This is a genomic window from Streptomyces mesophilus (genome assembly GCF_011044995.1).
Taxonomy (GTDB): Bacteria; Actinomycetota; Actinomycetes; order Streptomycetales; family Streptomycetaceae; genus Streptomyces; species Streptomyces mesophilus.
In genome coordinates, this window is record NZ_JAAKZW010000230.1 from 1 (window position 1) to 12734 (window position 12734).

Here is a 12734-nt window from a genome sequence, read left to right on the forward strand (position 1 = left end):
GCCCGCGACCCCGCCGCCTCCGGCCGGGCCGCCGAGCACCCCGCCGCCCGGCCAGCCCGGTTACGGCTACCCGCAGGCGCCGGGCCAGCCCGCACAGCCCGGATACGGCACCCCCGCGCCGGGCCAGGTCTACCCGACCCCGACACCCGGCCAGCAGATCGGGTACGGCCAGCAGGCGGCGGGCCAGCAGCAGCCGTACGGGACACAGCAGCAGCAGCCGTACGGCACGTATCAGCAGCAGCCGTACGGGAGTTACCAGCAGCCGGGCACCGCGCCGATGGGCGCGCCCGGCGGCGGTGGCGGCAAGAAGCTCAACACGCAGATGATGATCATCATCGCGGCCGTGGTGGCCGTCGCCCTGATCATCGGCGCCGGCGTCTTCCTCGCCTCCGGCGACGACGAGGGCGGCAAGAAGGACGAGTCCAAGCAGGGCCAGACCGACGGCGGCAAGGGCGGTGGCGGCGAGGAGAACAAGGGCGGCGGCACCGGCAAGGAGAAGAAGCCGGCCAGCACCAAGGGCGCCGTCCTCTTCAACGTGCCCGCGCCCGAGGTGAAGGGCGACGACGCCATCACCGTCAAGGGCTCCTGGCTGACCGAGAAGACCTACGCCAAGGTCGGCGTCTACGAGATCGTCGGCTACAACCCGGACAGCGGCGAGAAGCTCTGGACGATCCCGCTCGACGGCGAGGTCTGCAGCGCCTCCGAGCACGTCAGCGCGGACGGCATCACCGCCGTCAACTTCCACAACGCCAAGCCCACCAAGGAAGACCCGTACCCGGGCTGCACCGAGGTGGCCGCGATCGACATCGACAACGGCAAGAAGCTCTGGCAGGAGCAGGCCAAGGCCGGTGACCAGGCGATCAACTTCAGCCAGGTGACCGTCGGCGGCAACCTGGTCGCCGCGGGCAGCACCAGCGGTGGCGCGGCCTGGGACCTGAAGACCGGCGGCATCAAGTGGGAGCCGCGCGCCGGCGACAAGTGCGTCGACCAGGGCTACGGCGGCGGCAAGACGCTGGTCGCGATCAGCCGCTGCGGCAGCGACTTCGACAAGGCGCCGCGCAAGGTGCAGCCGCTGGACGACGCGGGCAAGCCGATCTCCGAGTACACGCTGCCCTCCGGCATCCAGTGGGCGCACATCCCGTCCACCGACCCGCTGGTCGTCGCGGTGGACTCCACCAATGAGTCCAAGGGCCCGACGGACTACTTCTCCATCGACGCCAAGACGGGCAAGCTGCGCAGCAAGATCGCGGTGGACCCGGAGAAGATGGACAGCGACTGCGACGCCACCAACGTGGAGCCCTGCTCCCACATGGCGGTCGGCAACGACCACCTCTACCTCGCCACCCGCGAGCACGAGGGCGGCGGCGAGTACGGCATGACCAACGAGATCATCTCGTACAACCTGGCGACCGGTAAGGAAGGCGGCCAGAAGGCCGACGCCGGCGACAAGTACTCGATGTTCCCGCTGCGCATGGACGGCGGCAACATCATCGCGTACAAGGTTCCGCCGTACGACAAGGGCGGGCAGATCGTCAGCATCGACGGGAAGACCTTCGAGCAGACGGTGTTCCTGGAGAACCCGTCCGACGAGGCGGTCCGCGACGCGGAGACCAGCTTCTCCACCTCGCATGCGGAGTACCGCTATGCGAACGGGCGGCTGTTCATCTCGGACGTCTTCGCCAGCAAGCCGCTGTCGTCGGACGACAAGAACTACCTGGTCGTCGGCCTCGGCGCGAAGTAGTTACAGCCGTACCCGCCTGCGCCGGAACAGCCCTGCCTTTCAGGGGTGTTCCGGCGCAGTGCCGTGTGTGGCGGCAGGTCCCTGACGCGAGTTCCCGGCGCCTATCCGTTCAGCTCCGTGCCGTCCGGGAGGCGGACCGTCACCTCGTCCTCGGAGGTGATGGTGACCGTGGTGTGGGTGTGGAGCCAGGTGGCGTCCAGGGGTTCGCCGGACAGGACGATCAGCGTGACGTGTACGGTCCGGCCGCCGGGATGGTCGCGGCGCAGGAGGTACGGGGTGGCCGAGCGCGGGCCCAGGGCGTTCGCGTCCGTCGTGTGGACGACGCCGGCCCCCTCGTCCCAGCCGTGCAGCGCCACGACCGCCGAAGCCACCCGGGCGCCGCGGGCCACGGCCCAGCCCGGCCCGGTCTCCGCGGTGACCGTCTCGCCCGCGACCGCGTAGCCGCCCTCGCGGACCGTGACGCCCACGGGGGCGAAGACGCGGTGCACGCGGACCTCGTAACGCCCGTGCACCAGCGAGGTCGTGGCGATTCCGTACGCTTCGGGGTCGCCGGCCACCCGCGCCTCGTGCCAGGACGAGGCGCGGCCCGGAGCCACCTCGACCAGGTGGATGCGCCGCCGTGGCTCGCCCGCCGCCTCGGCCGGATCCGCGCCCGCCGGCAGCAGCGCGAGGTGCCCGTCCACACCCCGCCGCCAGGCCGCCTCGCCCGTCTCGGGCGCGGTCGCGGTGCTGTAGCCGAACTTGGCGTAGTGCGGGTCCGCCGTCGGCGGTTCGTCTGGGTCGCGGGGCTGGTGGTCGGTGCCGTGATTGACCAGGCGTACGACGCCGTCGGCGCGGGTGCCGTGCAGCAGCCAGCCGGGCTGCGGCAGCGCGAGCGAGAAGTCCCCCTTCTCCACCGGCAGTTGCTCCTCGGGCGCCGTCCACGCCGGGTGCTCCGGCGGAAGCAGCAGTCCTACGAAGCCCTTGCTCGCCCAGTAAGGAGAGGCGGGGCCCGAGTAGTTCTGGGCCATCGGAAGGAAGGGGCGGTGCCAGCCGAGCGTGAGAAGGCCCCGCTCGTCCGGCACCCCGTGCGCGGTGAAATGCCGCAGCATCCCGGAGGCGGCCCGGCGGGTCACACCGGGGGACAGCGGTGTGCAGTCCGCCAGCTCGCCCATCCACAGCGGCGCCGCGGCCGCCCACCGGTAGACGAGGGAACGCCCCTGGTGCATGGGCGCCCCGTCACCGCCGATGAAGTGCGCGTATGTGCCGAGGAATTGGCGCAGCCGTTCCCGGTACGTGGCGACCCGGCCCGCGTCCGCGGACGCCCCCGCGATCCGCGCCCAGAGCAGCGGATACAGGTGCATCGCCCAGCCGTTGTAGTGGTCGAAGTGCCGTCCGTCGCCGTCGGTGTACCAGCCGTCGCCGCGGTACCAGTCCTCGATCCGGTCGAGGCCGCGGTCGATGTCGGCCTGGGAGTGCGGTGCGCCGACCGAGGCGAGGAACTGTTCGGCGACGACCTGGAAGAGCAGCCAGTTGTTGTCGTGCGGCTCGGCGCCGATGAAGCCGCCGAGCCAGTCGACCACGTGCGCGCGCACCTTGTCGTCGAGCCTGTCCCACAGCCACGGCCGGGTCTCGTGCAGACCGAGGGCGATCGAGGCGGCCTCGACCATCGGCTGCTTCCGGTCCGTGACGGGCAGCCACGCCTCGCCGGGGCCGCTCGCCGGATCCGTACCGGCGGCAAGTCCCGCCGCGTACCGGTCGATCAGACGCTGGTCGACTTCGCCGCGGGCGCCCGCGATACGGAAGGCCGCGAGCAGGAAGGTGCGGGCGTAGCCCTCCAGGCCGTCGGACTCCTGCCCCGACTGGCTGGCGCGGCCCGGCAGCCGGTACTGGCCGAAGCCGGGGGACGCGAACGGCTCCACCGCGCCCAGGAGTTGGTCCGCGAGGGCCTCCCAGCCCGCACGGGTGCCCAGGTCGTCCGGTGGCGTCTGCTCGGTCATCGTGCTCCTTCGGTCGTTCGGTCGTTCAGTCGTTCCGTTGTGCCGTGCGGGCCGGGGTGCGGCCCGCACGTCGTGCGGTGCAGCCCGGACCGGCCGGTGTCAGGCCGGTCCGGGCTGGTCGTGAGGCGGGCCGTGCGGCCCACGGGATCAGGCCAGTTCTGCCACGTGCGTGCGGCCGCGGGACCCGCCGGTCCGCACCGTCACCACCGCCCGGCCGCCAGGCGTGACCGTCACCGTGGCGTCGGCGGAGACCACTCGCGTCGCCGCGTACGGCAGCTCGATCCGTACCGTCTCCTGCGTGCGCGAGGTGTCCGCGACCGCCACCGAGACGCCGCCCGCGTGCTTGCGCACAAGGACGGTGGCGGGTGCCGAGCAGGTCAGTCCGTCCGCGTTGCCCGCGGCCCAGAAGTGCGCGGCGAGCAGACCGTCGGCGCGGGCCTCGACCGCCTGCACCACCGCGGTGTTGGCGACGATCCGCACCGGCTGCGAGGCCGCCCAGTCGGCGGTCGCGGCGGCGGTGGCGCCGGGCAGGAGCGCGTACGCGTACGAGGCGTTGGACGGAGAGCTGCCGTGGTCGAGCCAGAGCGTCAGATAGCGCCGCGTGACCGGGTCGTCCGTACCGCCGGTGTCCGCGCCGGTGTTGATCGCCGCCCAGGTCCCGGTGCGTTCGGCGCGCAGCGCCCGTACCGCCACGCTGTTCGGGAAGACGTACCCGCCCGTGCCCTCCAGATGTGCCCAGCGGCTCGCCGTGAACGTCTTCGTCCAGCCCTGGGTGGTCGGCTGGGCCGAACCGTCGACCGTGAGGCGGTTCGTTCCCGCGGTGTGGAGGTTGCGGTTCTCCACGATCGTCTCGATCGCCCGGCCGTCGGTGGAGGTGATGCCCGCGCCGAGCGCGATCACCGCGTTGTCGAGCGTGAACCAGACCTTCTTCGCCCGCAGCGTGCAGCCGTCGGCGGCCAGGTCCATCGCGGCCGCCCCGAAGCGCTTGCCGAGGGCCGCGCCGCCCGCGGTGGCGTTGGCGGGCTGGAAGGTCTTGGTGCCGGCCGCGTCACCGATCTTGGCGCGCGTACGGGTGTCGACGGTGGTGCCCGGCAGCCGGTACGGGTCGACCGTCGCCCAGAACGAGTCCCCGAACTGGCCGAGATCGCCCGCGGTGTAGAGGTACGTGACGCCGTCGCCCTGGTACCAGCCGTGCTTGTTCTCGAAGTTGCCGCACTCGTACGCCGAGACGCGCGCCGACGACATGCCGAGGCTCAGCGCCCACGTCGGGCGCCGGTGCACCATCCGGTCCATGCCGGCGTACGCGAAGGCTCCGGTGAGGGGAGCCGTGGGGACGATCGCGGTGTTGTCGAGCACCGCTCTGGCGCGGGCGACCTGCGGGATGCTCGCACCGGCCAGATACGGGGTGAGCTTGTTGCGCTGGATCCAGCCCTTGGCAAGCGCGCGCCAGCGCGAGGCGTACGCGGCGGGCGCGCTCTGCGCGAGCAGCAGGACCCCGGAGACGATCCGGGCGCCCTTGTCGGAGTCGGGTGTCTTCCAGCGCGAGACGGAGCGGCCTGACTGCGAGTCCATCATCAGACCCTCGAAGACGAAGGGTGAGAAGGAACGTTCCACCGCGTCATGGATGACGGCCACGTCCGGATCGGTGACCGCCCACGCGGAGCCCGCGAGCAGCGCGAGGATGTACGCGAGTCCGGAGAGCATGACCTGGCCGTACGCGCCCGTGTAGGCCACGTAGTTGTGCTGGATGAACGAGCCGTCCGCGTAGAAGCCGTCGCCCGAAGTCACGTACGTGAAAAGGCTGTTGGCGCCGGAGCCGGCCACGTCCGAGAGGCCGTCGCGGCCCTGGGCGACCTTGGCCGCGTCACGGGCGAGCAGACCGTGCAGGGCCACGATCACGGACTTGTCGGAGCGGTTCGCACCGGTCTCGACGGCGACGTAGGAGACGCGGCGGTCGGGGTTCGGGCACCACTTGGCGACCGTGGCGAGATAGGCGGAGAGGTCGGCGGCGGGCAGCTTCGCGCGCATCAGGACGCAGGTGTCCAGCAGGCCGCGCGGGGCGCCGATCTCCCAGAACCACCAGTTGCCGGTGCGGGTGGCGGTCGGGTTGAAGGCGCGGTCGTGCAGGAAGCGCAGGCCGGCGACGACCGCCTGGGCCACGTCCTCGCGACCGCTCAGCGAGGTGCCGGGGACCTTCCAGGCGGCGGCGAGCGTGGCCAGGCGCGGGTAACTCTGGCCGAACATATCGGGGTTGGTGACGGGCGCCATGTCCGGCCACAGGAAGGTGCGCCCGGCGGAGCGGTCCATCGTCGACCACAGCTCGGCGGCGGTGGTGTCGAGGCGGTCCACCGCGGCGGCGAAGTCCGGGTCGGCGGCGTTGAACGAGCCGCCGGTGACCAGCTCTTCGGCGCGCTGGAGCAGGGTGTCGAACGCGTCGGCGCTCACGCCGGCCTCCGTGCCGTCGGCCGCTGCCGCCGCTGCCTGCGGCGCGGAGATGAGCCCCGCCGCCGACGCGGAGACGAGGAGGCCGGCGACGCCGGTGGCGCCAAGGACTCTGCGGCGGCTTATGTGAGAGGGCTGGGGCATACGGGACTCCCGGGACTCGGTCGACGCGTGCGGTGCCGCATAGCATGTAACCGCTTGCTACGGCTGGCAAGGGTGTGAGCAAGGGGAGTTCGGGGAGCATGCGCGGATCCGCGTAACCGGTTACAGGACCCTGCGGGCAGGGCGACGGACAACGGCACCCGTCACCCTGCCCGCAGCCGCCCTGCTGGCGTCCGGGTCAACTCCCGACCCGCGCCACCGACTTCCGCACCACGATGTGGGTGCCGAGCACCTGCTTCTCCTGCCGCCGCGCCCCCGCCGTGCCCAGCGCCTCGTCGCGCAGCGCCATCCGTACGGCGGTGCGCCCGAGTTCCTCGCCGGGGATGTGCACGGTGGTCAGGGGCGGGTCGAGATGGGCCGAGTGCCGTTCGTCGTTGTAGCCGACCACCGACACATCGCCCGGCACGTCGAGCCCGTAGTCGTGCAGCGCCCGGATGACGCCCGTGGCCACCCAGTCGTCGGCCGCGAACACCGCCGTGAAGTCCGGCTTCCCGCCGCACGCGGCGAGGATCCGGTGCGCCGCCGCGAGGCCGTACTCCAGCTCCAGACCGTCGCATTCGATGATCCGGGCCCGCTCGGGAGCGATACCGAAGTCGGCGAGACCGGCACGGAATCCGGCCAGCCGCTGCTCGCTCGTGGACAACCCCGGGATGTGCCCGATGTACGCGATGTCGCGGTGCCCCGCCGCCAGAAGATGGCTGGTCACGGCGCGGGCCCCGGCCTCGTTGTCGTACTCGACGATCAGCGCCGGCAGATCCGCGGACGGCACCGGCCGTCCGCACAGCACCAGACGCGAACCCGCCGCCTCGAGTCCCTGTGCGTAACGCGCGATCCTCTCCCGGTACGCGTCGTCCTCGACGACACCGCCCGCGAGCACCACGGTCTCCGCGCGCTGCTCGCGCATCATCTGCACGAGCGCCAGTTCGCGGTCCGGGTCGCCGCCCGTCTGGCACACCAGGGACAGGCGCCCGCATGCCGCCGCCTCGGCCTCCACACCGTGCGCGATCGCACCGTAGAACGGGGCGTGCACCGCCTGGATCAGGACGGCCACGGTCTTGCGGCCGTTGCCCGCGAGGCCGCGGGCGTGGGCGTTCGGTACGTAGTCGAGCTCATTGACCGCGCGCATCACCTTGGTGCGCGCGTGCGCCGAGGTCGGGTAGGTGCCCGCGAGCACCCGGGAGACGGTCGCGACGGAGACGCCCGCCTGTGCGGCGACGTCCTTGATGGTGACTTTCTGCGTCACCGGGCCTCCTGGTCTACGGGCCGGGGGCACCTGCTCGATCGCCCCCGGCCGTTGTGGCATAACCCTACTTGTCGAGTGCCGAGCGCTCCTCGGCGAACTCCTCGGCGGCCTTCCTGCCGCCGGACTGCTGCCACTTGCTGTAGATCGCGTCCCAGTCGGACACCTTCTGGCGGCCGGTGACGATGGCGGTGACGCCGTCCGCGACGATCTGGTCGAGCGAGGCGCCCTTGCTGGTGAAGGTCGCGGACTGAAGGCCCCACTGGTCGTTGCGCTTCAGGAGCGGGACGGTCTTCTGCTGCCAGGCGTGGTTGGCCTTGGCGGCTTCCGCGAAGCCCGGCAGGTAGAGGACCGGCGGTGCGTCGCAGATACGGCCGAAGGGCAGGGCCTGCGTCTCGGTGATGCCCAGCTCGGTGAGGATCGGGTTGTTGTCCTTGTCCCGCTTGAAGTGGGTGCCCTCCACGCCGTACTCGAGCAGCTCGAACTCCTTGCTGCCGAACGGCGAGGCCAGGAAGTCCATCACGCGGAGCAGCATCTGGATGCGCTTCTTCGGTGCCTTCTTGAGGACCGAGTAGCCGAAGCAGCCGCGGTTGCGCATGGCGTGCTGACCGGCGCCCGCGTCGTACGGCATGGCGGCGGCGACCTCGAAGGCGCCCTTGGAATCACGGAGGTTGGCCTGAAGGGCCATGAAGCCGTCGACCACACCGCCGACCGTTCCGTTGAAGTACTGCGCCTTGAGGTCGGGCACGGACAGCGAGGTGGAGTCGGGGTGGAAGGTCTTGCCCTTGTGCAGCCGCACCAGGAAGTCGAGGGTCTCCTTGAAGCCCTCGTGCCCGTACATGTCGGCGAACGTGCCGTCCTTGTACTCCCACAGGTTCGGGGTGCCGTGCTGGATGGCGTGCGTGCGGTGGCCGAACGGGTTCGAGCCGGTGTAGGCACCCAGCGCGAAGTGCTTGGCATTGGAGGCCTTGATCGCCGACTGGATGAAGTTGTCCGCCGAGCCGCCGTCCTGGTAGCCGGCCGCCTTGTACATGTCGGCGTTGATGAAGAGGGTGTCGCCGAAGGCCGGCCGCGCCACCGGGACGCCGTAGATCCTCCCGGAGATGCGGCCCATGCCCTCCCAGGCATACGTGGGGATGTTCGCCAGGTGCGGGTAGTCCTTGGCCGCGTCGCCCGAGAGGAACTCGCTCAGGTCGGCCATCTTCTTCTTCACGAACTCCGCCTCGCGCGGGAAGCTCGCGATACCGCCGATGTCCAGGATGTCGGGCAGGTCGTCGCCCGCCATCACCGTGGCGATCTTCTTCGGGAAGTCGGCGACCGGGACGGCACTGAACTTGATCTTGACGCCGAGCGCCCCCTGCACCGCCTGCCAGAACTTGTTGTTCTCGTACGGCGAGGGCGCGGTGCCGTAGGTGACCGCCATGACATGGACTTCTGAGCCGTCGCCCGGCTTGTCATCGGTGGCCTGGTACGTGTCCGACGGGTAGTTGAGGAAGCCGTCCTGCACACCCTCCGTGCTGCCCGGCAGATCGGGCTCGGGGCCCTTGGTGATGGGGGTGTACGTGGGCCACGGCGCCAGCTTGGTGCCCTTGTTGCCGACGGAGGTGTCGCCGCCGTCGCCGCTGCACGCGGTGAGCAGGGCGGGGGCGGCGATCACGGCGCTGCCGGCGCCTATGGCGCGCAGCAGCGTGCGCCGGGAGAAACCGGGGGACGGGGCGGAAGCGGACATGCGTGTCTGCCTTTCATGGCAAGGGAGGTGGGCTCGGGCCTTCCCGGCCCGGACGACGTGCGGTGAGCTGACGGGGCTCGGCTCGGGTCAGCTCTTGATGGCGCCGGTGAGCACGCCCTTGGTGAAGTACTTCTGCAGGAACGGGTAGACCAGGAGGATCGGGACGGTGGCGGTCACCAGGACGGCCATCTGCGTGGTCTGCGGCGCCGCGACATTGGCCGCCTCCGCCGCGCCGCTGTCGGCGAGCTGGGCGCCGCCGAGCACGTACGTGCGCAGCACCTGCTGGAGCGGCCAGTGCTCGGACTCCATGTAGATCGAGGCGTGGAACCACGAGTTCCAGTACGTCACCGCGTAGAAGAGTCCGACGACCGCGAGCACGGCCTTCGACAGCGGGACCACGACGATCCAGAGGATCTTCCAGTCGCTGGCGCCGTCGAGGCGGGCCGCCTCGAAGAGCTCTTCGGGGATGCCCTGGAAGAAGCCGCGCAGGACGATGAGGTTGAAGACGTTGATCAGGACCGGGGCGATCAGCGAGGCGTAACTGTCCAGCATCCCGAGCTCTTTGACCACCAGATAGCCGGGGATCATGCCGGGCGGGAACAGGAACGTGAACAGCACCAGGAGCAGCACCGGCTTGCCCCCGTACACCCGGGGCCTGGCCAGCGCGTACGCGAGGAGCACGCTGCACAGCATGCTGAACGCCGTGCCGACGGCGGTGAGCGCGACGGAGATCCACAGGGCGCGGCCGACCACACCGCCGGAGAAGATGGCCTCGTACGCCCGAAGAGTCGGGTCGCTGGGCCACAGCACGTAGCCGCCGTTGGCGACGACCTCGTGGTTGGAGGCGAAGGAGGTCGAGACGACGACGAGGAAGGGCACGGTGACCAGGAGGATCACGACGGTGAGGGCGAGGCCCTTCGCGGCGCTGGTGAGCGGCCGCGGCTTCTCCATCCAGGCCGGGCGTACGGCGTTCTTGGTGTGAGTCACTTGTAGATCCCCTGTTCGCCGAGGCGGTGGGCGACCTTGTTCGCGGTGTAGACGAGCACGGCGCCGATGACGCCCTTGAACAGGCCGGCCGCCGCCGCATAGCCGAAGTCGCCCTGGAGCAGGCCCTGGTAGTAGACGAAGGTGTCGATGATCTCGGCGGCCTCGGGCCCGTACGCATCGCGCTGGAGCAGCATCTGCTCGAAGCCGACGGAGAGGATGTCACCGATCCGGAGCAGCAGGAGCAGGATGATGATGGGCCGGATCTGGGGCAGCGTGACGTGCCAGAAGCGGCGCCAGGGTCCCGCGCCGTCGAGCGCGGCGGACTCGTAGAGCTCCTCGTTCACCTGCATCAGGGCGGCGAGGAAGATGATCGTGCCCCAGCCGCCGTCCTTCCAGATCACCTGCGCGACGACCAGCGGCTGGAACGCGTCCGGGTTGCCGATGATGTGCACGGTGTGCAGGCCCGCGTCGCCGAGCACGCCGTTCAACAGGCCCGTACCGCCGAGGACTTGCTGGAACAGAGCGACCACGATCACCCAGGACAGGAAGTGCGGCAGATACACCACGGACTGCACGAAGCGCCGCAGCAGGTCCGAGGTGAGGCTGTGCAGGAGCAGCGCGAGCGCCAGCGGTACGGGGAAGAAGAAGGCCAGTTGGAGCAGCGCGATGACCAGGGTGTTGGTCACCGAGTGCCAGAAGTCGGCGTCCGCGAACATCCGCTCGAAGTTGTCGAAGCCGACCCAGGGGCTGACCCACAGGCCTTCGAACGGGATGTACTCCTTGAACGCGATGACGTTGCCGAAGAGCGCCCCGTAGTGGAACACCAGGAAGTAGGCGATTCCGGGGACCATCAGGAGGACCAGTGTGCGGTCGCGCTGAAAACGTTTCCACCGTTCACTCAAGGGCCGCTTGGGCGGTATGCCCTGCTTGGTCCCTGCGTTGGACGGCTTCACCGCCTCGGTACGCGTGGCATTTTGAGACACCGTGGCCACGGGCCACCCCTTCGTCGGCTGTTCAAGGTGCCCGGAATCTAAAGCGGTTACATCGACCGGTCAATACTTCTGACCCTGCCGCTTCCTTGACCGCTCCTGTGCTGGGTCTCTAGCCTGCGACTCCTAGTAGAAAACGGTTACTTGAATGGTTACTCGAGTGGAGGTCCGAGTGGCAGACAGACTCACGGTGGCGCTCGCCATGACCGCCGAGGAAGCGGGCATGGTGCTGCCGCCGGACCTCCGGGATCGGATGGGCCGGCTCGCCGACCTGGCCGGCGACGGAGTTCCGCTGGCCGGTGACCTCACGACCGCGGCGGCACGTGAAGTGCTCGCGCAGGCCCAGGTGTTGGTGACCTGCTGGGGCTGTCCGCCGCTGACCGCGGACGTCCTTGCGGGTGCGCCACGGCTCCAAGTCGTCCTGCACGCGGCCGGATCGGTGAAACGGATCGCCGCACCGGCCGTCTGGGACCGGGGCCTGCTCGTGTCCTCGGCCGCCGACGCCAATGCCACACCGGTCGTGGACTTCACCCTCGCCGCGATCGTCCTCGCCGGAAAGCAGGCGCTGCCCGCCGCCCGCGCCTACCGGACCGCGTTCCCGCCGCACTCCGAACGCGAAGGCGTGGACGGCCGGACCATCGGCATCATCGGCGCCTCCCGGATCGGCCGCGGGGTGATCGAGGGCCTGGTTGCTTCGGGCCGCGGCCACCGGATCCTGCTGCACGACCCGTACGTCGACGACGCCGCCGCGCGGGAGATGGGCGCCGAACCCGCCGACCTGGACACCCTGTGCCGCGAGTCCAGCATCGTCAGCGTGCACGCGCCCGAACTGCCCGAGACCCGGCACCTGTTGGACGCCCGCCGCCTGGCCCTGATGGCCGACAACTCCACACTGATCAACACCGCCCGCGGCTCCCTCGTGGACACCGATGCGCTGACCCGCGAGTGCGTGAGCGGCCGCCTGAACGCCTTCCTCGACGTGACGGACCCGGAGCCGCCGCCGCACGGCCACCCCTTCTACGACCTGCCGAACGTGCTGCTCACCCCGCATATCGCGGGCGTCCAGGGCAGCGAGCTGCGGCGCCTGGGCGAGCACGTGGTGGCGGAGCTGGAGCGCTACTCCCGGGGCGAGCCGCTGCGCGGGCTCGTCACCCAGGAGGAGCTGGGGCGGCTGGCGTGACCGAGCCGGCTGGACGGCCGGCGCAACCGAGAGCGGCGGGGCGGCCCCACGGAGGGGGTGGGGCCGCCCCGCATTCCGTATCCGGTATCCGGTATCCCGGAGATGCGGACGATTCCCGGGGATTTCGGCGTCGTACGCGGGCAGCATTCCTCGTCCGCGTACCGCCCTTCAGTCCCGAATAGCAGGGATTCCGGTATTCCGAGGTGCTTCTGGCCGGTAGGGGGCGCGTAATGTCGAACAACCGTGTAGCTTCCGGGAGATGAGGGGCTGGGGGGCTCCGATACT

At 70.4% G+C, this 12734-nt stretch carries 8 protein-coding genes; 2 read left to right on the forward strand and 6 right to left on the reverse strand.

The genetic code is table 11. From position 1 onward, the window contains the following. Positions 1 to 1741: outer membrane protein assembly factor BamB family protein (locus G6045_RS33755; protein WP_165336002.1), on the forward strand; the 1741-nt coding region annotated here is incomplete at its 5' end. Between the two features lie 101 nt (positions 1742 to 1842). On the opposite strand, the gene G6045_RS33760 is transcribed toward G6045_RS33755, so the two are convergent. The 6 genes from G6045_RS33760 to G6045_RS33785 all read right to left on the reverse strand — a co-directional run bounded on the left by G6045_RS33760 (position 1843) and on the right by G6045_RS33785 (position 11131). Continuing rightward, complete coding sequence (locus G6045_RS33760; protein WP_165336003.1) at positions 1843 to 3720, reverse strand: DUF2264 domain-containing protein; 1878 nt, start codon at positions 3718 to 3720, stop codon at positions 1843 to 1845. 147 nt (positions 3721 to 3867) lie between these two features. Continuing rightward, the gene (locus G6045_RS33765) at positions 3868 to 6306 is read right to left on the reverse strand and encodes a polysaccharide lyase 8 family protein (protein ID WP_165336004.1); all 2439 of its coding nucleotides are present in this window, start codon (positions 6304 to 6306) and stop codon (positions 3868 to 3870) included. Positions 6307 to 6502: 196 nt separating this feature from the next. Then, positions 6503 to 7567, reverse strand: coding sequence for a LacI family DNA-binding transcriptional regulator (locus G6045_RS33770; protein WP_328707998.1), 1065 nt, complete (start codon positions 7565 to 7567; stop codon positions 6503 to 6505). A gap of 64 nt (positions 7568 to 7631) precedes the next feature. Further along, positions 7632 to 9293, reverse strand: a complete 1662-nt coding sequence (locus G6045_RS33775) for a type 2 periplasmic-binding domain-containing protein (RefSeq protein WP_165336006.1) — start codon at positions 9291 to 9293, stop codon at positions 7632 to 7634. 87 nt (positions 9294 to 9380) lie between these two features. Next, positions 9381 to 10244 (reverse strand): carbohydrate ABC transporter permease, encoded by an 864-nt coding sequence (locus G6045_RS33780; protein ID WP_165336008.1) that lies wholly within the window; start codon positions 10242 to 10244, stop codon positions 9381 to 9383. Positions 10245 to 10276: 32 nt separating this feature from the next. Then, positions 10277 to 11131: an ABC transporter permease gene (locus tag G6045_RS33785; RefSeq protein WP_165336007.1), complete on the reverse strand. Its 855-nt coding sequence runs from the start codon at positions 11129 to 11131 to the stop codon at positions 10277 to 10279. A 340-nt stretch (positions 11132 to 11471) separates the two neighbouring features. Here G6045_RS33785 and G6045_RS33790 point away from each other — a divergent pair, with 340 nt between their 5' ends. After that, on the forward strand, positions 11472 to 12449 hold the full coding sequence (locus tag G6045_RS33790) for a hydroxyacid dehydrogenase (RefSeq protein ID WP_165336009.1): 978 nt from the start codon (positions 11472 to 11474) through the stop codon (positions 12447 to 12449). Positions 12450 to 12734 lie beyond the last annotated feature (285 nt).

Coding starts and splice junctions, on each gene's coding strand:
- G6045_RS33760 (WP_165336003.1), bottom strand. CDS start 3,720: ATGACCGAGCAGACGCCACCGGACGACCTGGGCACCCGTGCGGGCTGG.
- G6045_RS33765 (WP_165336004.1), bottom strand. CDS start 6,306: ATGCCCCAGCCCTCTCACATAAGCCGCCGCAGAGTCCTTGGCGCCACC.
- G6045_RS33775 (WP_165336006.1), bottom strand. CDS start 9,293: ATGTCCGCTTCCGCCCCGTCCCCCGGTTTCTCCCGGCGCACGCTGCTG.
- G6045_RS33780 (WP_165336008.1), bottom strand. CDS start 10,244: ATGGAGAAGCCGCGGCCGCTCACCAGCGCCGCGAAGGGCCTCGCCCTC.
- G6045_RS33785 (WP_165336007.1), bottom strand. CDS start 11,131: ATGGTCCCCGGAATCGCCTACTTCCTGGTGTTCCACTACGGGGCGCTC.
- G6045_RS33790 (WP_165336009.1), top strand. CDS start 11,472: ATGACCGCCGAGGAAGCGGGCATGGTGCTGCCGCCGGACCTCCGGGAT.